The 20,971-nt window shown below is 48.9% G+C and carries 23 protein-coding genes; 18 read left to right on the top strand and 5 right to left on the bottom strand.

The window, feature by feature from the left end; translation table 11 throughout:
* The first annotated feature begins 6 nt into the window (after positions 1-6).
* From ABEW34_RS09250 to ABEW34_RS09230, 5 genes are all read left to right on the top strand, one after another.
* A complete protein-coding gene (locus ABEW34_RS09250; RefSeq protein ID WP_430157372.1) occupies positions 7-1,227 on the top strand; it encodes a Ger(x)C family spore germination protein in 1,221 nt (406 codons plus the stop codon).
* Between the two features lie 255 nt (positions 1,228-1,482).
* Entirely contained in the window at positions 1,483-2,574 is a 1,092-nt protein-coding gene (locus tag ABEW34_RS09245; RefSeq protein WP_430157369.1) for a GerAB/ArcD/ProY family transporter, read from the top strand.
* Positions 2,575-2,692: 118 nt separating this feature from the next.
* Positions 2,693-3,091, top strand: coding sequence for a phage holin family protein (locus tag ABEW34_RS09240; protein ID WP_430157366.1), 399 nt, complete (start codon positions 2,693-2,695; stop codon positions 3,089-3,091).
* Between the two features lie 90 nt (positions 3,092-3,181).
* Complete coding sequence (locus ABEW34_RS09235) at positions 3,182-3,577, top strand: hypothetical protein (RefSeq protein ID WP_430157364.1); 396 nt, start codon at positions 3,182-3,184, stop codon at positions 3,575-3,577.
* Positions 3,578-3,769: 192 nt separating this feature from the next.
* Positions 3,770-4,159, top strand: a complete 390-nt coding sequence (locus ABEW34_RS09230) for a cytochrome C oxidase subunit II (RefSeq protein WP_430157362.1) — start codon at positions 3,770-3,772, stop codon at positions 4,157-4,159.
* 200 nt (positions 4,160-4,359) lie between these two features.
* On the opposite strand, the gene ABEW34_RS09225 is transcribed toward ABEW34_RS09230, so the two are convergent.
* Positions 4,360-4,617, bottom strand: a complete 258-nt coding sequence (locus ABEW34_RS09225; protein WP_430157359.1) for a hypothetical protein — start codon at positions 4,615-4,617, stop codon at positions 4,360-4,362.
* A 111-nt stretch (positions 4,618-4,728) separates the two neighbouring features.
* Here ABEW34_RS09225 and ABEW34_RS09220 point away from each other — a divergent pair, with 111 nt between their 5' ends.
* The 11 genes from ABEW34_RS09220 (at position 4,729) to ABEW34_RS09170 (ending at position 12,375) form a co-directional block, all read left to right on the top strand.
* Positions 4,729-5,016, top strand: coding sequence for a Dabb family protein (locus tag ABEW34_RS09220; RefSeq protein ID WP_056029594.1), 288 nt, complete (start codon positions 4,729-4,731; stop codon positions 5,014-5,016).
* A 207-nt stretch (positions 5,017-5,223) separates the two neighbouring features.
* A complete protein-coding gene (locus ABEW34_RS09215) occupies positions 5,224-5,664 on the top strand; it encodes a DUF86 domain-containing protein (protein WP_430157355.1) in 441 nt (146 codons plus the stop codon).
* 72 nt (positions 5,665-5,736) lie between these two features.
* Positions 5,737-6,408, top strand: a complete 672-nt coding sequence (locus ABEW34_RS09210) for a helix-turn-helix transcriptional regulator (protein WP_430157353.1) — start codon at positions 5,737-5,739, stop codon at positions 6,406-6,408.
* 183 nt (positions 6,409-6,591) lie between these two features.
* Entirely contained in the window at positions 6,592-7,029 is a 438-nt protein-coding gene (locus ABEW34_RS09205) for a hypothetical protein (protein ID WP_430157351.1), read from the top strand.
* Between the two features lie 58 nt (positions 7,030-7,087).
* The gene (locus tag ABEW34_RS09200) at positions 7,088-7,513 is read left to right on the top strand and encodes a YtxH domain-containing protein (protein WP_430157349.1); all 426 of its coding nucleotides are present in this window, start codon (positions 7,088-7,090) and stop codon (positions 7,511-7,513) included.
* 376 nt (positions 7,514-7,889) lie between these two features.
* Complete coding sequence (gene racE / locus ABEW34_RS09195; protein WP_430157346.1) at positions 7,890-8,699, top strand: glutamate racemase; 810 nt, start codon at positions 7,890-7,892, stop codon at positions 8,697-8,699.
* A gap of 144 nt (positions 8,700-8,843) precedes the next feature.
* Positions 8,844-9,743, top strand: coding sequence for a M14 family metallopeptidase (locus ABEW34_RS09190; protein ID WP_430157342.1), 900 nt, complete (start codon positions 8,844-8,846; stop codon positions 9,741-9,743).
* Between the two features lie 197 nt (positions 9,744-9,940).
* Positions 9,941-10,177 carry a hypothetical protein gene (locus ABEW34_RS09185; RefSeq protein WP_056029577.1) on the top strand — a complete coding sequence of 79 codons (237 nt, stop codon included), beginning with the start codon at positions 9,941-9,943 and terminating at the stop codon, positions 10,175-10,177.
* 50 nt (positions 10,178-10,227) lie between these two features.
* Positions 10,228-10,530: an iron-sulfur cluster assembly accessory protein gene (locus ABEW34_RS09180; protein WP_430158535.1), complete on the top strand. Its 303-nt coding sequence runs from the start codon at positions 10,228-10,230 to the stop codon at positions 10,528-10,530.
* 44 nt (positions 10,531-10,574) lie between these two features.
* Positions 10,575-10,799 (top strand): DUF1450 domain-containing protein, encoded by a 225-nt coding sequence (locus ABEW34_RS09175; RefSeq protein ID WP_056029575.1) that lies wholly within the window; start codon positions 10,575-10,577, stop codon positions 10,797-10,799.
* A gap of 133 nt (positions 10,800-10,932) precedes the next feature.
* Positions 10,933-12,375 carry a PDZ domain-containing protein gene (locus tag ABEW34_RS09170; RefSeq protein ID WP_430158532.1) on the top strand — a complete coding sequence of 481 codons (1,443 nt, stop codon included), beginning with the start codon at positions 10,933-10,935 and terminating at the stop codon, positions 12,373-12,375.
* Positions 12,376-12,481: 106 nt separating this feature from the next.
* On the opposite strand, the gene ABEW34_RS09165 is transcribed toward ABEW34_RS09170, so the two are convergent.
* Together ABEW34_RS09165 and ABEW34_RS09160 are read right to left on the bottom strand one after the other, a co-directional pair.
* Complete coding sequence (locus tag ABEW34_RS09165; protein ID WP_430157339.1) at positions 12,482-14,572, bottom strand: LTA synthase family protein; 2,091 nt, start codon at positions 14,570-14,572, stop codon at positions 12,482-12,484.
* An 80-nt stretch (positions 14,573-14,652) separates the two neighbouring features.
* Complete coding sequence (locus ABEW34_RS09160; RefSeq protein WP_430157336.1) at positions 14,653-15,819, bottom strand: THUMP domain-containing class I SAM-dependent RNA methyltransferase; 1,167 nt, start codon at positions 15,817-15,819, stop codon at positions 14,653-14,655.
* Between the two features lie 114 nt (positions 15,820-15,933).
* On the opposite strand from ABEW34_RS09160, the gene ABEW34_RS09155 reads away from it, so the two are divergent.
* Together ABEW34_RS09155 and abc-f are read left to right on the top strand one after the other, a co-directional pair.
* Positions 15,934-16,566, top strand: coding sequence for an O-methyltransferase (locus ABEW34_RS09155; RefSeq protein WP_430157333.1), 633 nt, complete (start codon positions 15,934-15,936; stop codon positions 16,564-16,566).
* A 463-nt stretch (positions 16,567-17,029) separates the two neighbouring features.
* The gene (gene abc-f, locus ABEW34_RS09150) at positions 17,030-18,814 is read left to right on the top strand and encodes a ribosomal protection-like ABC-F family protein (protein WP_430157330.1); all 1,785 of its coding nucleotides are present in this window, start codon (positions 17,030-17,032) and stop codon (positions 18,812-18,814) included.
* A 158-nt stretch (positions 18,815-18,972) separates the two neighbouring features.
* Here abc-f and ABEW34_RS09145 read toward each other — a convergent pair whose 3' ends face one another.
* Both ABEW34_RS09145 and ABEW34_RS09140 read right to left on the bottom strand, forming a co-directional pair.
* On the bottom strand, positions 18,973-19,689 hold the full coding sequence (locus tag ABEW34_RS09145) for a hypothetical protein (RefSeq protein WP_430157327.1): 717 nt from the start codon (positions 19,687-19,689) through the stop codon (positions 18,973-18,975).
* 2 nt (positions 19,690-19,691) lie between these two features.
* Entirely contained in the window at positions 19,692-20,858 is a 1,167-nt protein-coding gene (locus tag ABEW34_RS09140; protein ID WP_430157324.1) for an ATP-binding protein, read from the bottom strand.
* Positions 20,859-20,971 lie beyond the last annotated feature (113 nt).

The following is a 20,971-nucleotide window of genomic DNA, read 5'->3' as shown; positions in this document are numbered from 1 at the left end:
TCAAGCATGAGCGGATTTACTCGGCGAGCAGGCAAACTGGCCTTGCTATTAATGGTGTGGTCGCTTGCCGCTTCTGTAGTTAGCGGCTGCTGGAATCGGCGGGAGCTGGATACGCTCGGCATTCAGCTCGGAACGGCCATTGACAGGGTTGGCAACCAATACCGGGTGTCCGTTCAGGTTGTTATTCCTAGTGAGCTGTCGGCCAAGGCTAGCGGGGGAGGGCGCTCGCCGGTAGCCATGTATGAGGCGACCGCACCTACTGTATTTGAAGCGTTTCGAAAACTGACGGAAACGAGCTCGCGAAAAATATATTCCGCGCATATCCGAGTGCTGATTATCGGGGAATCGCTAGCTAGGGAAGGGATATCCAATGTTCTTGACCTGCTGTCGCGGAATCCAGAAGCCCGGACGGATTTTTATTTAATGATTGCACATGATGCGCCGGCGAATCAAATTTTGAAAATTTTGACGTCGCTAGAGAAGATCCCGGCGGAAAATTTATTTTATGCGCTGGATACATCTGCCAAAACATGGGCGCCCACGACAACGGTTACGATAGAACGTTTAATCGAGCAGCTTGTTACAGACGGAATGAGCCCTGTGTTGACGGGGGTGCGACTGGAAGGCAAAGCCCAGGAAGGGGAAAGCATTTCGAATATCCAGCAGGCTGATTCGCGAACGCGTACCCGAATTACCGGGCTTGCGGTTTTTCATTCTGACAAGCTTATCGGCTGGCTCAATGAAAATTACAGCAAGGGCTACAATTATATAATGAATAACGTGACAAGTACCGTAGGGCATCAGAATTGTCCGGGTGGGGGCTACATAGTCATGGAGGTAATACGCAATAAAACGAAGCTTATTCCAAAGGTCGTCGACGGGAAGCCGGTCATTAAGGTGAAGATGAAGCAGGTCGCATCGGTAGCCGATGTGGAATGCAAAATCGATTTGACAAAGCCGGAAACGATTAAAATGCTGGAAGAAAACGGAGAGAAGAAGCTGAAGGAGCTCATTGCGAGGGCAGTTGAGCATGTACAGAAAACCTATAATGCCGATATATTTGGCTTCGGCAATACGTTTCATGAATACAAGCCCCAGCAGTGGGAAAAGTGGAAGGACGATTGGGATGAGCTTTTTCCACAGGTCAAGCTGGAATATGATATTGAGGTTCAAATTCCAAAGGTTGGCACGACAAATGATGCGTTTCAAAACTATTTGAAGAAATGAGTGAGGCCAAGTGGCTGGAATCCTATTTGTCTCGGCTTTGGCCATAACTCTTGCATGCCTTGAGCTGCCGAAGCTTGCGAAAAAAGGCTGGAAGAAAGAAATCGTTGTTTATTTGATAATGCTGCTGGGGGGGGCTTTTTTGAGCATATGTGCGGTCAACCAAATCAGATTGCCCAGCCCCTTAAATATTATTGTGTACATTTATAAGCCAATGGAAAATTGGTTCAATGCATTATAATTCGAGGGGGCGAGAGCATGCTGAAGCGGGAAAGCATAAGCACAAGACAAATGGCTGTATTCGTGCTATTTTTCATTGTGGGCGATATGTTTTGGTTTATTCCGACCGTGCTTGCTACTGTTCTGGACTCGGATGCCTGGATCCCCTCTTTGCTAAGCATGTTCTCAGGACTCGTCGTCGTCTGGTTTATAGATAAGTGCTACCGCCTTTTTCCGGGACTTACGTTGATAGAAATTCATAAAAAGGCGTTAGGAAAATGGCTGGGTGGCCTATGCAGCTTGTTTTTTTTATACCTGCTTTTTAATTCCGTAGGTGTGCAGCTGAGAGTTGTCGGAGACTTCGTTACCACCCAAATGATGCCGGAAACACCAGCTCGAGTAACGGTCCTAATGATTACACTTATAGTTGTTATTACCTTGAGGGCTGGCCTGACTGTTTTTGCAAAATCGGCCGAGGTTTTTATTGTGGGCGTGGTGCTGATGTTTATTATGTTCATCATTATGCTGCTTCCGGAAGCGACACTTTCCAACTTGCTGCCTGTTTTTCACCACAAAGCAGCGGACTATGGCAAAGGCGTATTGTATACAACCTCCTTTCCTTTCTTTCAAATGGTTACTCTTTTTATGCTCTTTCCTGCCATGAAGCAATCAGAAAGTTGGACTCGAGATTTTATGGTAGCCTCCCTGATAGCCAGTTTCTCCTTATTTCTGATCGTTATTATGTCGCTGCTTGTGCTGGGTGAATATATGACAGAGCATCAAATATATGCTGCGTACGCCATGGCGAAAAGAATTAGCATAGGCCGATTTATTGAACGGGTTGAGGCTGTGCTGGTTATCAGCTATATCGTTTCCACCTATGTGAAAGTGTTAATTAATGCTTTTGCCTTTATATATGGCTTATCTCAATTTCTTGGACTGCGGGAGCATCGTGCATTGATATTTCCATTCGGCTTGCTAATGTTCGGGCTTGCTTATGCAATTGGCCCAAACATGCCGTTTATAAACGGACTTGCAACCATTTGGCCCTTCTGGGATTTGACCAATATTCTGCTTTTGGCACTGGCAGCCGTCATCATGATAGTGTTTAAGAAAGGAAAAATCTATTAGATCAGGATGGATGATGGAAGAATTACTCTTGGTTAAACGCATATTTAATAGAATGAACAGACCATCCCTAATCTCCCAGCATACGATATTGTATGGATTGAGTAGAGGAGGATACCTGATGCCCGGGTTTGTATATGTTTGCTCCATTTGTGCGTTTCTAGGGTCTATTGTGACATTTGCTTTTGGTGTTTGGATGGAATCGCTAACACTGCTGATCATCGTCATGGCTATTGACTATTTGACTGGAGTGTCTGCATCTTTAAAGGAAGGACGAGGCCTTAACAGTTCATTTGGAGCATGGGGACTTGCTCGCAAAGGGCTTATGCTGCTCGTGATACTCATCGCACACCATGTAGATCTATTGTTGGATGCTAATAATATGACGATGGGAGCGGCTATTTATTTTTATATTGCCAATGAATTGATCTCTATTACTGAAAATTACGGAAGATTGGGCTTGCCGCTCCCGGATAAGCTTCGCCAAATGATTGAAATTTTAAAGGATAAAAATAAGTAAACGTTGGGCAATGTAGCACTTGTATAAAGCGGCTCACTTTGTATATAATAGGAACAAGTGTTCTTATTGCGAAGGGAGCTGTTTATTTCGATGAAGTCATTGGAGAAACCGACTGCGCGTGTGCTAGTTATGAGGCGTCAACCGATTCAGAGAGAGGAGGAGCTTGTGCTGGCAAGGCGTTATGTGCTGCTTGGCATCATTGTACGGATTCTGGATCATGATATACGTGTGCTTCATTCAAGCGAAGCCAAGCTTCCTAAGCTTTATGAGACGATGCTCCTTGGCTTGCAGGACCGGGTGTTGCTCGAATTGGCTGCTCTTCGTAAACAGCTGCGAAGCAAGGGCATTGAAATGGTTGAAGAGAAGCGAAGTGAGGATGGGCTGGAGGCGCAGTATATTTGCCGAGGTTACCGCCACCGATTCATTTTGTTATGGGGATATATTCGCTCGGAATCGGAGCAGCTGCTTCGAACGTATTGTCGATAATAATAAGAACTGCTTTACAAATGAAATGTCAAGCATCACCCTGGCTGCTTTTAGCGACAATCGAGAAAAGTTCATCATTTTGTCATAATCACCAAAAAAGTTTTCCCCTTAATCAGTTTAAGCTTGAGTACATAGGACGATCTTATGTAATATAAGAAGTAAACATTAGATAGTAAAGGGGAGTACGTTGTAATGCATAAGTGGATTATGTTTGTATTAATGACAGCGGCATCACTGCTAGGTGTTTATTTGCTAACAGTAGGCTTGCCGCCAAAGCCAGTGGATGAATCTGCTTCATTGCCAGAAGGAACGGTGCTAGTTAACGTACAAGCCAACGCCGATTTCACTTTCGATCAACCGGAATACAAAGTGAAGGTTGGAGACAAAGTCATTCTTCGTCTGAAAAACAAAAGCGGTATTCACGGTTTGCAAATTGATGAGCTGAATGTTGATCTTGAAGGCGAGAAGCTGGAAGCAAATATTGAGTTCGACAAGCCGGGCGAGTATGTGATGCATTGCTCCGTTCCATGCGGTACGGGTCATTTGGAGATGAAGACGAAGCTAATTGTAGAAGCGGCTTAATAAACGAATTTTTCATTAATAAGAGAAGGTGCTTTGAGGCGCTTTCTGCACATAGGTTTTATAAACAAGAAGAGGAGCCGACTGGCTCCTCTTCTTAAAAGTATAAGCAGGTATAAGTTTCCCCCTTATAATCGGCTTAATTTTCACCCTCGAAACGGTAGCCTTGTCATCAGAGGACGGCTTTCGGCCGTTTGTTTACGCTAGGCGCGATAACGCGTTTTGGACGAGGTTCGGTACACCATGACGTCGGCAATTAATCCGAGCAGCGCCCATGTTGCAATTGTAAGTACATACATGAGCATCACGCTTACCTCATGAACATCAATAAACAAGTCTACGAACCAGGCTGGGACACTTAACATAAAAAACACCATATTATGCGGGTCGTAGCCGGTGGAATTGTACAGGCATAAAGCCAGTCCAATCAGGGCGGCAATGGTTGTAAATTTATAACGCATGGTAAATCAGTCCTCTCTCATCGGTTTAACGTTGCCGGATTGCAGCTGCTTGGGTTATTATGTGACAAAAGGGTTTAAGCAATTCCACTAGTCGAAGGGAGTAATACGATAATGATTACGCATATTGTTTTGTTTAAACTAAAGGATAACAGCGCCGAGAGCGTGGAAACAACCGCGCAGGTGCTTCGCAATATGGAAGGTAAAATTGACGAATTGAAATCGATTACGGTCGGCCTGGACGTTCTCCATTCCGAACGTTCTTATGATATTGGACTGATCACAACTTTCGAATCGCTTGATGCATTGGCGGCTTATCAGGTTCATCCGGTGCACCAGAAAGTAATTGAGCATATGACCCAGGTTCGCGAAGCGTCTGTAAGCATCGATTTTGAAAGCTAAGGAGCTGCGAGGAAACTAACGGTGCTTTATTTCGTCGCAGTCTCCATGACAAGCCAGCCTTAAGAGAGGACGTTAATGGCAATGGGAGAAGACGTATATCAAATAATGACGTATTTGTTCGTCATTATTGCCAGCAGCATTATTATGGTCGCTGTGCTGAAGCGCAAGGCCAAAAAAAAGAAGTAACGATAAAGGTGGCGAAGCGGTATGTATTACGTGAATCGCGAACAAATTGCGGTGCGGCTTAATGCAATTCCTGACATTTCCGAGGCACTGACCTTCATTGCAGACGAGTGGAATGGCAGCATGCTGCAGGGACTTGCACAGGAGCGGGCGCTGCATCTTGCAGTTGAAACCGTTACCGATGTCGGTAGCTATCTTATTGACGGATTTATGATGCGTGATGCGAGCAGTTATGAGGATATTGTGGATGTGACAGGAGCTGAAGGCGTATTTTCCGTAGAACTGCTGCCGACTTTCAAGCAATTGGTACAGCTGCGCAGGCCGCTCGTTCAGCAATATTATGAATGGCAGCGTGGCGAGCTGCATCCGCTAACCAGTCAGCTTGCTCCGCAATTGCTGCGTTTCAAACAGGAAGTGGAGCTTTATCTGGAGCGCGAGCTGGTTGATTTTGAGGGAAAGGTATAAACCGAATCGTACACACCATACTTTTAGAATATGTTACAATACCTGTAACAAGCGTTCGAAGGTGGCGATAGGGTGAAGCAGCAAAATCAACGAAGCTCCGGTCCTGCGCCGGATAAGAGAACGTCTCCAGGCTCTACGCGTCAGCGCATACTGCATTTGCTCAAGATGAATGGCTCCATGAATGCTGCGCAGCTTGCAAGCGAGCTTGCGCTGACTGAAATGGCCATCAGGCGGCATATGTATGCACTTGAAGAGGAACAAGCTATTCAAATTGTAATGGTCAAGCAGGCAATGGGAAGACCGCTGCATCGATACGAGCTTACGGCACATGCGGATGACCGTTTTCCAAAAAACTACCATACACTGGCGCTTGATTTACTCGGCGAGCTGGCAGATGAGGCGGCTACAGCAGGCCTTATTACCCGCATGTTTGAAGGCCGCAAGCAGAAGCTGCTGGAGCGATATGCTCCGCGCATGGCGGGCAAAGCATTGGAGCAGAAGGTTCTGGAGCTTGCAGCTATACAAAATGCCGGAGGTTATATGGTTGAGGTTGAGCCGGCAGGCGAGGGGCATTTTGTATTAAATGAGTATAACTGCCCAATCGCACAGGTGGCGAATCAATATCAACAGGCTTGCAGCTGTGAGCTGACGTTATTTCAGTCTCTGCTTCATGCAGAGGTAGAGCGGACCGAATGCCTCGCAAAAGGCGGGACCAAGTGCACGTACAAGATAAGTGCCGTATAGGTTTTATATAGGTTCTAAATACGTTTAAGGGAGAAACTGATGGATAGGCAGGTCATATGACCGTGTTCTAGCCATCGGTTTTTTTTGCATGCGGTTGTGTCAAGCCAAGCCCATGCTGCTTATAATGGCATTACGAAATGGGCAGATGCCCTGCTCTGGTTTACAACGGGAGGTGAACGGGCGATGAACATTATAGCGGGATGTGCGATTGCAGCCACATTAGCATTTATTGGGTTAGTGGCGGGCGTGTTGCTTGGCTTGCGCAAAGGGCTGATACAGCTCGAAAGCTTGCGAACAAGCGCCGACGAGCTGCGGGGACAGCTGCAGCATACAGCGGCTGAGACAGTCGCTTTAATGGAGCCGGCGAAGCAATCCTTCCTGCTGGTGCACCAGCAGCTGCAAAATGTCCAATCCTTGTTCTCGGCGGCAGGGCAAATTGGCGAGACGATTGAGCAAACGACAGAAACCGTTAGCCGGGTCTCCTCGCTGTTGTCCGAATCCGCTGCCCAGCATATAGCGAAGGCTGAAACGAGAAATAAGGCAAAAGAAGCGATGGAATGGGCTGAGCTAGGTATGCTGGCGTGGCAGCTTTGGCAAACTAAACGCAAGCATAATAGCTGAAAGCAATAACGGTGCGGAAATGGCGGATTGCACCGCAATAATGAGGGGAGCGAATCGTATGGCAAAGCAGAAGCAAGCGAAAGGATTTTGGTTGGGGGCATTGGCAGGTACGGTAGCAGGAACCGTTACAGCGCTGCTGCTCGCTCCAAAAGCAGGCAAGGAGCTGCGCCAGGATATTGCAGGCGGTGTTCAAGATTTGAGCGAAAAAACGGTTAGAGCAGTAGAGCAGTGCGGCGAGAAAACGACTGAGGCAGCTAGACAGCTGGGCGATAAAGCGGTACACATCGCGGATTGTGCCAAGGATGGAGCAGAAGCTCTGATTAGCAACGTGCGTATATGGAGAAAAGGCAGGCCCCAATTAACGACGGAGGCTGCGGGCGAATTGGGGCAACTAGAAGACTCAGTGGAAGCAGCAAGCCGATCGGAGGAGCTGGCATCAGAGGGAACAGCTGATACGGTAGCTGCGGAAACGATTGAAAAATAGTGCGTCGGCAGCTCTGTGAAGCTGCGCTAGATGAGGAATAAAGCAGCAACTACGTATAGAGCCTGCCTTAATTGGGAGCAGGCTCTTTCCTTTAGTCCAAATATAAGCATGTATAAATATCACACTTATAATGGGCTTATCTTTCACCCTCGAAACGGTAGCTTTGCCCCCAAAGGACGGCAACTGCCGTTTCACCTTGCCAGCTGCTGTCCATATTTTCCAGGTCGCTTATTGCGCCGCATCTAAAGCGTATTTCTTGTAGGCTGTCCATAATTGAGATAAGATGTAGGTACGTTTTGATAGCAGAAAACATATGCTATTGATGTCTTATTCTCCTCATGAGCGACTACAATACGTTTAAGAAAGCGGTGTGTTTGTGCAGCAACCGATTGCCATATTTGATTCAGGCGTGGGCGGGCTTACCGTCGCCAAGGAAGTCATGCGCCAACTGCCGCGTGAAAAAATTATTTATTTTGGGGATACGGCTCGAACACCATATGGACCTCGTCCTTCGCAGGAAGTCGTTCAATTCACACGGGAAATTGTCGATTATTTAATCCAGTTTCGGCCGAAAATGATTATTATAGCTTGCAACACCGCTACGGCGGTTGCACTGGAGGATATACGTTCTAGAGTAAACATACCTGTCATTGGTGTTATTAATCCCGGGGCAAGAGCGGCCATCAAGCGCACCCAGACGGGCTGTATTGGAGTCATTGGTACAGAGGGAACAATAAGAAGCGGCGCTTATGAACAAGCACTCAAGGAGCTGTCACCAAGCGTACGCGTTATAAGCGAGGCTTGTCCGTTATTTGTACCGCTTGTGGAGCGGGGCAATTTTCGTTCCAGCGAAACGTATGAGACGATTCGCCGATCTATCGGCCATTTAAGCCATTATCCGATGGATTGCCTTATTTTAGGCTGTACGCATTATCCTTTTTTGACAGAAGCGATAGCTGAAGTTGTTGGCTCCCGCATAGAGCTCATCAGCTCCGCAGACGAGACGGCTCGCGATATTAGTACGATCCTTCATGATAAGGGCCAGCTTTCCCGAGGCGAAGTGCTGCCTGTTCATCAGTTTTTCTCCAGTGGCGACCCCTTAATGTTCAAAACCATTGCCCAGCAATGGCTTGGTGAGCAAATTGAGCTGACGCCTGTCGTATGGCAGGTGCCAACGATCGGATAAGCTTTATCCTTTTTAGCGCAGCATATTTCTCATCTTTCGAAAAAGCTTCTCAAGCCGCTGGCAAGTGGCATGGGAGGCTTTTTTGCCGAATATACTCGGAGGGAGAGGCCATTTTGGAGCGAGGTGAGGAATACGGTTAATATAGTGTGGGAAAATAAATACGGCTATCAGGAGCTGCTCGCGAACTGCCGCGAGCTGACGCAAACGTACCCATTTGTCACCGTTCATACGATTGGGCATAGCGTGCTCGGCAAGCCCATTGTTGCGCTGCGCTGCGGATCGGGTGCAAGAAGCATTCATATGAATGGTGCTTTCCATGCGAATGAATGGATTACGTCGGCTATGCTTATGCGATTCGTAGGGGATTATGCTGCGTCATGCGCTGAAGGCCGCTCGATCTGCGGCGAGCTGGCTTCGCGGCTGCATGAGGAGACGACGCTGTGGGCCGTGCCTATGGTCAATCCGGATGGCGTGGAGCTTGCGCAGCAAGGAGCGCTGCCTACCCACCCGTTCTATTCCCAGCTTATGGCATGGAATGAAGGCCGGGAGTCCTTTGCCGATTGGAAAGCCAATGCGCGCGGCGTTGATTTGAATGATCAGTTTCCGGCACATTGGGAGGAAGAGTGTCTGCGTCGCGAAGTTCAGGGACCTGGTCCGCGCGATTATCCGGGACCTTATCCGTTAAGTGAGCCAGAAGCGATGGCGATGGCAAATTTAACGACAGCGCAGCGCTTTGATTTGACCGTCGCCCTGCACACGCAGGGAGAGGAAATTTATTGGAACTATCGCGGCTATGAGCCAAAGGAATCGGAGCAGCTGGCGGAGCGGCTAGCCCTCGTCAGCGGTTATAAGCCAGTGAAGCTGACAGGCAGCGATGCCGGCTATAAAGATTGGTTTATCCAGCGATTTAGAAGGCCAGGCTTTACGATTGAAGCGGGACGGGGAGAAAATCCGCTGCCGCCTCAGCAGCTGCCCGCCATCTATGAGTCGGTGAAGCCGCTTCTCGTGGAGGCGTTGTCGCTTCACCGGGAAAGGGAGCTTTAGCCATTTTTTAATGTAAACGCTGTGTGCGCAAAGCAAAGCGCGAATAGCCGTAGGAAATGAAGCTCAGCTTCGTTCTCCTGCGGCTATTGCTAGTTGAACGGGATGAGGAATAGTTGCCCGTCTTTAGTCCAGCTTTGCAGCAGGGATGATTATGCTATAATGAAGGCGAAAAATAACAATGAAAGGCGGCGAATGACATGCGTAAATTTTTATCGCTCCGCCATTGGCAGCGTACGTTCAGCCGAATTTTTCAGCTGCTTCGCTCCAAGGAGGTTTCCTGGAAAGACAAGCTGCTGTTTCTTGTCCCGGTGCTGCTGTATTGGGTTTTGCCTGACGCATTGCCCTATTTGCCGTTTGATGATATAGCCGTGACGATGATTGTTGCAGAATGGTTTGCCCGCAGAACCGAGAACAAGTATAATAGGATAAGCTAAAATTTTTTTCTAATTGCTGGTTAGACAAATGAAGGAGTGTTTAAGTGATGATGACAGTCAAAATTTCGCGCAATGCGGCAAAAATATTGAAGCTTGAGCTGGACAAGCCTGAGAATGAAGGAAAGAAGCTTCGCGTACATGTGACGCATTCTCACGGCGACCATGCGCACTATGGCATGGGTATTGATGATCCGACGGATAAAGATATTGTCGTATCCACAGATAAAGATATCGATGTTATTTTGGAGAAGGACAATAAATTCCTTGATGGCATTCGCATTGACTACTTCTATGTGCCTGAAGAAGGCTTTGCCATTACGAACCCTTCCCAAGGCAATCACGGCGACCATTAACAGGCCGTGAGACCGAAGACCATACGGAAGTAGGACTAACAATCATGGCAAATGATATAATGGTATGTGACAAATGCAGGTTTTATCAGGTTAAGACGCTTGTGCCGAAGCTGCAAAAGCTAGCGCCCGATGCGGAAATTCGCGTTGGCTGCAAATCCTATTGCGGGCCTTGCGCTAGGTCGCCATTTATTTTTATTAATGGGCGTTATATTAAAGGCGCTACAGAAGATGAAGCGATTGAGAAGGCCAAACGTTACATTAAAGGATAGTAAATATATGGCAGCAGTGAAGAGACTCAACATCTGTTGGGTCTTTTTTTGCAAATAGAAGCGTGAGCGGGCATTGCCATTTTTTGAAGGCAGTGCCCGTTTACGCTTTAATATTTGAGGAGGTTGAGTGAGCATGCGTCGTTTCCGCTATTATATCGCTGGATTGATTTTGGCCTTGCTGTACATTGCAGCTGCCGAGCTAATCTGGCTCCCCGCTCCGCTTAAGCTGGCTGCTTCTGGCATGCTTTGGATTGATATGATTAACTGGCTGCTCTATGCGCTCGCTTTCATTCCTTTGCTCTGGCTGGTTGGCGGCTGCCGAGGCATTGTGGAGCGGGTGAATCGTAGCGGCGGATTTGCTCGCGTTGCCACGATTCGTTTCGAGCGGCTGCTTGCAGTCGTTCAATATGGCATCGCACTGCTCGGTGTGTCCGCTATCGGATGCATTGCTTTTTTTCCGCAAAGGTTAATACTATCGCTGCCGCTTATCGGCGGTATGCTGCTGATTGTATGTATTGAAATGGTTTGGAGCGAGCTGCTTGCGCGCCGCAGTATGGAGAAGCGCGGAGGGCGCTGGCCAAAAACCTTTATTTGGATGCTGGGCTCTGGGCTAGCCGCTGCTTTTGTACTGGTGTACCCGACAAATTATATCGTCACTTATCCGGGCCTTACGATGAACATGAACCGCTATGCCCATGTTGAAGGAGGAGCCGCTGGAGGCAGCATTAGCGGCGTGCTGGTGTTTGACCGGCCCGCAGTGCCTGCGGACTGGCTGTACAGCCTGGTGCTGCCGGAATATACGTTTGAGCGCAAGCCTGAGAACGAGCCCTCCTTGTCAGAGTCCTATACACTCGTATCGACGATGAAAACAGATGCGAACAGTGTCGCCGCTGCAATCGCCGAGGGCAAAGCGGGCATAGGAAATGGCGTAACAACGACGGGGGTCCGCATTGTCGGCATGACGAAGGATTCCATTGCTCAGGACGCACTCGTTCCTGGCGATTTAATCGTCAGCTTGAACGGCAAGGGGGTGGAGAGTGTGACGGAACTGACCTCACTTATGGCAGATCCAGCTTTTGTTAGACCAGGAGATTCGGTTCAAGTCGGGGTCCGAAGGGGGGCGTTAGCAGAAAAATTAACTCTTGAGGTGAAGACAGCAGCCGCTGCGGCGACCGAACAGTTGCCCGTGCGCGCCGTATTTGGCATTTCGGTGCAAAATGAACTGAAGCTGGATGCCCCAAGGACTGTCAGCTATTATTCGTATATTGCTCATATCGGCGGGCCATCCCATGGCGCCATGCTCACGTTGGCGCTTCTGGATCAGCTTACGCCAGGCGGGGTGACTCATGGGCTGCAAATCGCCGGCACCGGCACGATAGAGCCGGATGGCTCGGTGGGCCTCGTCGGCGGTGTGCCGCAGAAGGCCTATGCGGTGAGCCGGACCGATGCGGATGTTTTCTTCGTACCGGCAGAGCTTGAGCAAGAGGCGAAGAGCGCAGCGCCTGAGCTGCTTGTCGTGCCAGTAAGGACCATTGACGATATTTTGCTCTGGCTGCAAACCCATGGGAAATCCTGATCGCAGGGTGAAAATAAACCGGGGGGCTTGCTGCTTAAAGGCCAGCCCCATAAAAATGCCCCATGGCATCGCCACTTGTATTGTGGCCTGTCATGGGGCATTTGCTTTATTTTTGCGTGGCTATTTGGGTGCCGCCTGCTCGAACTATGCTTTTATCATAAAGCTCGGGGATCAAATTATGGATGACTAGAAGGTCCGACATGGACAGCTCAGTTTGCGCGGCAGCCCGCAGGCTAAGGCATGGTGCCAGTTCGCCAGGCGATTGTTCCGCTGCGTTCCAGCATGTGCCATGCTCGGCAAGTCCATCAGCGGAAGGGATATAATAAACGTCGCCATTCGTAAATGCGCCATTGCGCAGCACAACAAGCTTGCTGTTTTGCTGATATTGCTGCGGCTGACTCATGCTTTCCGAAATAAGCGGCGTTCCAATCATCGCAAGCTCGCTCGACGATATTCCAAGCAAATGCAGCAGCGTTGGCGCGACATCAAGCTGTCCACTCGGAGCGGTATAGGCTCCTGCATAACGATCGTCTGGCAAATGGACGAGCAACGGCACCTGCTTAACGATTTGTTCCCGCTCCAGCTCATTTAACGGTTTGCCCAGAAAAGTTTCAAACAAGCTCCAATCGCTGATCGAATTATCATGATCGCCATACATAGCAAATATCGTATGATCCCAAAGCCCTTCCCGCTGAAGCCGTACGATAAGCTCGCCAAGCGCTTCATCCACGTAATGGATCGCTTGCAAATAATCGCCCATTATCGTGCCTTCAAGCTCGCCGAGCGAAAGTGTCTGTTCCGCTGCGGGAATTTGATAGGGGTGATGACTGGACAGCGTAATGAGAAAAGAGTGAAACGGCTGTGGCTGCTTGGCAATTTGGTCAAGCGATTGCCGGAAAAAGGATTTGTCTCCAAGCGACCAGCCGATCGGCTCGTCCAGCTCGTATTGTTTTTTGCTCATAAAAGCATCGTATTTCATATTCGCATACATCGTATTGCGGTTCCAGAAGCTTCCTTCATAGGCATGAAAAACACTAGTGTAGTAGCCATTATTATGCAGCGTCTGCGGCAAGCATTGAAATTCATTCCCGGCATATTGAATAAATACCGAGCCGCTGGAGAGCGGCTGAAGTGAGCAATTGCTGGCAAAATCAGCGTCCGACGTTCGGCCCTGCGCGGTCTGGTGATAAAAGGAGCTGAAATAAGCGCTGCTCTTCACCAGCTTATTGACGTTTGGTGTTATTACCTGGCCGTTGAATGACTTGCCAATCATGAAGTTTTGGAAAGCTTCTGCCTGTACCAAAATAATATTGCTGCCTTTATACGCGCCAAAGCTTAAGTCCTGCTCCAGCTTAGCGCGCGATTCCCCGGATTGCTCCTTCCAGACGAGCACCTGTGAAGTCGTCTCGGCAGAGACGGCTTCTGCATTCAGCCAATGCAGCGTCGCATAACGATACAGATCATAGCCATGAAAGCCTAGTGCGCCTGTCACATTATAGAGCGATAAATTCCACCAATTGCTTTCGAATAATCCTTTTGCCCATGTGCGCTTGGCATCATTAATGCCGCCAAAGGTCACCATTAATCCGATGGTCAGCAGGACGAAGCTTAAGAGTAAACGCCGTGCTTTTACTCTCCGAGGTGGCTGCTTGCCGTGCGTGAGCAAAGCGGTCTCAGCATTTGTGGCAGCTGGCATGGCAACAGAAACGGCAGCTGGCTCGACAGCGTGCCGCTTCCAAGCCAGCAGGCCGACATAACCAAGCAGCAGCGGGATATCGGCCAGCAATACAAAATCTTCCGCTCTCAGCAGTGTAGCAATGCTGCCTCCAAGCGCGTCCACCTGCCCGGCCTGCAGCAGGACGGGCACGGAAATCAAATCCTCGAAGTAGCGGTAATAAATTAAATCGGCATACAAAATAGCCGAGAACAAGGCATTCATTGTGAATAACGCAATGAATCTGCCCTGCAGCGGCAGCAGCAGTGTCCAGAAGCTGCAAAGCGCAAGGGTGCCGATGGCGATTTTGACATCATAGACGTTCATTTTCATATTCGGCACAGCTATAAATAAATCAAAGGCATACAGCTTGAGCAGCAGCACTCCGAAAAAAAGCAGCAGTTCCGCGCCATAGGGACGCCGTCCCCAGCGGGCTGCTGCTTGCAAGCTGTTGGTTAGAGCTTTGTATCTTTTTTGATGCATGAATTGAAAGTCCCTCTCTTAGAGTCCCTTTCCTCTCCCAAAAAGCGATTCTATTTCTCTATTTATTATTTCTCTATTTATTATTTTTCTGGTGATTGGGATTTGCGGTTTGCATACAGGCCGCCTGGTCCGAAAAACTGGTAATAGTTGCATTCAATCCGCCCGTTGAACAGCTTGCGTTTCTTGTCGGCAGGGCGGCCCATATAATGCTCGATAGCAGCAACAGGCGTAAAAGCGAAAAATGACCAGGTCGGCAAATGGAGCGCCGACATGCCGAACTGGCGCAGCGCCGCTTCCGCCTCGCGATCATCGCCAAGACGCTCGCCGTATGGCGGGTTGGTCACGATGACGCCGTATTCGCCCTCAGGCTTAATTTTCGCTGCTGGCATGACGCTCAGCTTAATGTCTTTGCCGAAGCCGGCTTTTTTAATATTGGCTGTCGCGATTTCGATGGCGCCGGGGTCAATATCCGAACCGGCAATTTGCAGCGCCACATCATCCTTCACCGCATCAAAAGCTTCTTCACGCGCCGTTTCCCACAGCTTGTCCGGCACAAGCGGCCAGCCCTCGCTGTTGAAGGAGCGGCGCAGCCCAGGAGCGACGTTCCACGCCAGCATAGCGGCTTCAATCAGAATGGTGCCCGACCCGCAGAACGGGTCGTAGAGCGGACGCTCCGGCTGCCAGCGGCTAATTTGCAGCAGCGCAGCTGCCATCGTCTCACGCAGCGGCGCTTCCGTCGCCACATTGCGATAGCCGCGCTTATGCAGGCCAGCGCCTGTCGTATCAAGCGTCAGCTGCGCGCGATCATTAAGCAGCGTAACTTCGATGACGTAGCGGCCTTCATTTTCCGGAAACCACTCGGTGCCGTAGCGCTCTTTCATTTTTTCTACGACTGCCTTCTTCACGACGCTCTGGCAGGCAGGAACGCTGGACAGCTGCGACTTATGGGAACGTCCATCCACCGGAAATTCACCATCTCCGGGAATCCAGTCAGGCCAGTTCAGTGCCTTCGTGCCTTCGAACAGCTCCTCGAAGGTGGTCGCCTGAAATTCGCCCATCTTGACCAAGATCCGTCCTGCCGAGCGCAGCCATAAGTTGGTCCGGCAAATATCGATTGGCTCGGCTGGGAAAGTAATGCGTCCATTTTCTACTGTCAAGTCGGTGTAGCCAAGCTCCTTCAGCTCGCGTGCGACAATCGCCTCAAGGCCCATCGGCGTCGTTGCGATCAATTCAATTTTCGTTGTCATTCGTGTCACTCTCTCCTTCGTATGTAAAGCGCAGTTGAATCCTCACGGTCAAAATCATACAATCAAGTATAGTAAACGCAGCTTGTTTTGACAAATGAAAGGATGAGTAAAAAAATGTCGATCGAAAATGAACAATATGCAGACAGCTTATATAAGGAAGATTTGGACCTGATTCGGGTGCGTAAAACCCTGGCTGCAAACGGGATGCCGGACATTTCCGTCGCTGATGGCTACGGCCGGCTGCTGACGATGCTGGTCGCCATGTCAGGTGCGAAGCAGCTGCTCGAAGTTGGGGCGCTTGGCGGCTACAGCGGTATTTGTCTGCTCCGGGGAGCGGGAGAAGGCGGGCGGCTGACATCGTTGGAGCTAAAAGCGGAATACGCGGAGGTCGCGCGGGGCAATGTGGAGGAAGCGGGCTACGGACAGGCCGTCACGTTCAAAATCGGCGATGGCAAAGCGAGCATGGAGCAGCTTAAGGCAGAGGGTCGGCAGTTTGATTTTTTCTTTATCGATGCGGATAAGGAAGGTTATCCCGTGTATTTGGAATATGCGCTCGCTTTAGCGACGCCAGGAGCCGTTATCGTAGGCGACAATGTGTTTTTGCGTGGGCGGACTATGAATGCGGCCAGAGTTGGCCCGGCTATACAAGCCGTGAGGGCGTTCAATGAGCGGATTGCAAATGACGAGCGGCTGCTTAGCACAGTGCTGCCCGGCTATGATGGACTGGCCATAGCGATTGTAAAATAGCGGGGCGGGGCGAAGGAAGACCTGTCTGTTGCGCGCGGCTGCGCCCGCCTCCTGATGTTCCCAAGCGGGAACGCAGGGGGTGGAACGAAGGTTGACGCTTGCAAGCTTATTATTTTATAATGATGGGGAATTAATAACAGCGCCCTGCGAGAGAGGGAACGGTGTCCGAGGATCATGAGAAAATAACCTATTCGTTCAGAAGCTTATTAATGACAACTTATGATTGATCAAAAGTTCATTTTCTGAAGATAGGATTATTGCGCCCATTTCCGGACATGCCTCGTACGTTTCACCCTCGAAACGGTAGCTTTGCCGCCAAAGGACGGCGACAGCCGTTTTACCTTGACGCGCTTGTTTGCTGCTACACCTGAACAGGGATAGCTGCATGCTTTTATCGGAATGGCAATAATAGGCGAATAATCCTCTTCAGATCGATACTTATTCGAGCTGGGGAGGTTTTTTTATGGGAAAATTAGAGATTAGGCATATTGAAATAGCAGTACAGGATCGATTGTTAGGCAGGCTGGATGGAGTCTGGGAGCTGGGAGCTCGCGATCGCGTCGGCATTATCGGCGTTAATGGAGCGGGCAAATCGACGCTGCTGGCTGTGCTGGCGGGCAGGCTGGAGCCGGATAAAGGCACAGTGACTCGCAGCGGCTCTGCTGCCGAGCTGCGTCAGGCAGCGGGCTATCGGGGCGAGGCAGCGGCAGATCAGCAAGCAGAGCAGCAGCTCTCTGGTGTGCTCAGCGGTGAGCATGAGCTGCAAGAGGAGGTGATTTGCCGCTCCCGTAGCCATAGCGAAGGGGAGAACGCCAGTCGCTGGCAGGCTCTGGATGCGGGGGAAGCGAGAGGCTTTGGCAGCGGAGGAGAGAAGACGAGAACGGCGATAGCCGAGCTGTTCGCCAGCGGTGCGGAAATATTGTTTGCGGATGAGCCGACGAGCCATTTGGATGCGGCAGGCATTCGCCAGTTGGAAGAAGCCTTCACGGCGTATCCGGGAGCCGTCATCTTCGTTTCTCATGACCGCGAGCTGCTGGACCATGTGTGCACCTCGATTATCGAGCTGGAGGATGGGGAAATCCTTATTTTCAAAGGCAATTATTCGGCTTACAAGCGGGAAAAGGAAGCGAAGCGGGCCCGCGCAGCTTTTGAATATGAGCAATATGCCAAGGAGAAGAGCCGTCTGCTGGATTCGCTCGCCAAAGTGCGCCAGTCGGCGCAGGGCATCAGCCACAAGCCGAAGCGAATGAGCTACAAGGAGGCGAATCTGGGGCTCGAAGGCATGCGCAGCTCGCAAGCGAAGCTGAACAAGGCGGCGGATGCGCTGGAAAGCCGCTTGGAGCGGCTGGAGGTGAAGCAGAAGCCGGCTGAGCAGGAAGTGCCTCTATTCGATGCGCAGGTGCATGAGCCTTGCCGCAGCAAGCATGTGCTGCGGCTGGAGCAGCTGGAGGCAGGGCTATCAGATGGCCGCAGGCTGTTCCATGAGCTGTCCGTTCAAATCAAGCCAGGCATGCGCATTGCGCTGGTAGGCGGCAATGGGGCGGGCAAAACGACGCTGCTTCGGAGCATATACGAGCAGACGGAAGGGATTGTAGTGGCACCATCCTGCCGTATGGGCTATTTTCGCCAAAATTTATCGCTGCTGGATGAATCCAAAAGCGTCTTGCAAAACGTGTTGGCATCAGCCGTCTACCCCGATGCGCATGTGCGTACCGTATTGGCAAGGACGCTGTTCAAAGGCGAGGATGTGTTTAAGCAGGTGGCGCTGCTGAGCGGCGGCGAACGGGTGAAGGCGGCGCTTGCGAAGCTGCTGCTGGGGCGGCATAATACGCTGCTGCTCGATGAACCTTCCAATTATTTGGATATTTACGCTCGCGAGCAGTTGGAGGAGACACTTCGGGCGTATCCCGGCACGATTATATTTGCGTCGCATGATCGGCGCTTGGTCAGCAGAGCAGCGACGCATATACTACAGCTGTTTGGTGACGGGGAATGGCGCTTAAGCGAGAATGAAACGGTTGACGATGTTGGCGATGCTGCCAGCAACTCGGCTTCAGCAGGAACAAGAGTAGGAACAGGAGCAACGCATGCGAGCGTGGAGCGGGAGGAGCTGCGGCTGAAGCTGGAGCGCGAGTTCGCTGAGACGTTGGCGCGGCTGTCGCTGCCGCAGCGTTCAGCAGAGGATAAGGCGGCGCTGGAGCTTAAATTCAGCGAGCTGGTCGCTCAGCGTAGGGAGTTGAGGTTATAACGCACGGCTAAATGCGGTGGGCGAGTAAGCTTTATTTTCAAGATCAAGGAGTGGTTAGAAATAAGCTAGGGATATGAAAAATGGATGTTGTTCATTTCATTTAAAATGAACAACATCCATTTAACTAGTAGATCAAGCATCTATATAACTGCTGTTAATTAGCTTTCAATTGAGGGAGCGGCGGTATCTTGACCATGAATTTTTAATTTTAATTGCGACATTGAAAAGATAAAGTCGCGGAATGATGGCAAATGGTTGGTTTCATTAACACGTTTTATCATTTCAGAGAAATAATGATCATTTTGTACAGCCTTAGTTCCTTTGCCTTTTGTATAGCTCAAGCCACGATCAGCCAGCATAGATTTTAAGTAATGCTCGTGATATTGAGCTGTAGTTGTATATTGCGAAAGCTCCGGATGCAAAGGCATTGATTCAGGATCAAGCTCACTCACATTGAAGTGTTTGAAGCAATTTTGGAATTCAGGTGAATCAGGATTTCTTCTGAAGATTTTGCGGTTTCCTAGACACCAGGTTTCAATACATGGGTTTTGAACAACGGTTATTAAACGATCAGGGTCAAAGCGATGCTTGTGCGCTTCAGCCAACACTTCTTGTTTGCGGGCAGGTATCCCGATATCATCTCCATCAAGAACGACCATAAGGTAATCGAATTTTGAATGCTCCTTCATGTCCTCAATTGCATTGCCAACATCATCAATGATGTTCGGGTAGCCGCCGCAACTGAATAAATAATATTGATTGCAGTCTACGTCACCAAGCTGTTGTACGGATGTAAGCTCTGGCAACAAAAAACGGAGCCAAGCGGGGTAAATATATTTTTCTGATCGACCTTCCACCAGAATATATAAATTCATGTTTAATCCCGCCCTTCTGAATAAGCGGCAAGATTAATAAGCTGTTTGAATGCATCATGTCTGGATTTGCCCAAATTGTAATCCGAAGCATTCTTAACGATTACTGTACCAGCCTCCCTGCTGACAATTTTCCAATGATGCATGGGGATTTTGTTGATAATGTATGGGTGATGGCTAGTTAAAATATATTGAGAGCTGCGATTAGAGCCGAAGTCAAATAAATCAATACAATTAATACCTAAACTATTCTCGAACTCATCGACTAGTATAATACTGTCCTCAGGTTCCAAATAACGAAGAGAAAGAAAGAGAAGTGTTTTTAGCATGCCAGAAGACATGTCGTATGAGGAAATCCAGCCTACGCCATCCTCATGTATTTGCAATACATAAGAGTCTTCTTGATTAGGCGAATCTTCCAAGTGGAACCTTACGTCAGTTATAAAATCAAAAACGTGATTAAATTCTGTTTTAATCTTATTTACTATATCTTTGAAAACAAATGAGGCAATAAGAAGCTTTAATGCAATAGGTGCATTTTGTTTTTTCAAATAAGCAAGTAACTCGTTATAGAATTCTGAGTCTGGTTCTGGTACTAGTTTTTTAAAGTCGGGAATAATTTTAGAATTGAATACGATATGTCGACCTGCTTCGAAATCAAAAAGTACTATTTTCTTAAAAGCAGTGTATACAGGTTTTATAGTGTCTTCCTCCGAAAAAACGCCAATGCAGCTTTTATTCAAGGCGATTTTTGGAGCAGATTTTCCATTAGAAAAGATAAGGTCGGTTCTAGAACGATTAAAAAGCGTTTCTTGATCCAAGTTTGGGTGAATGATGGATAGTTTTTCAAAAGTAAACCCAAACGAAGGGGAGTTTTCATTTAGCGCATCGAATCCAGCAATGTCAAGTGAATGGGAGGATTCTGTTTCTCCTTCCCATAAATACAATACCCCCAATTCTTCAAAGGTTATAGAAAAAGATAGATTATCAATTTGCGAAGTTGTTTCCCCTAAAGCTAAATCCTTTAAACTGGTTAAAGCTTTCAATATCTTTGTTTTACCTACACCACTAGCTCCAACTAATAAGGTTAGAGCATCAAATTCCAGCTGATTTAATTTCCAGTTCGTTTCTTTGTTTATGTAACTAAACGATACGAGTTTCAGTGTAATCACACCCTTATAGCTTAATTTTTAAATCGTATTTTCACATACTTATAGCATCAAATGATAGTTAAATTATAGCATATTGCTATATGGATAATCAGTAAGATCACGACATTGGAGGA

The organism is Paenibacillus algorifonticola, from assembly GCF_050481745.1.
GTDB lineage: Bacteria > Bacillota > Bacilli > Paenibacillales > Paenibacillaceae > Pristimantibacillus > Pristimantibacillus algorifonticola_A.
Note: the sequence above shows the minus strand (reverse complement) of the source record. Positions and strands in the feature narration are given on the sequence as shown.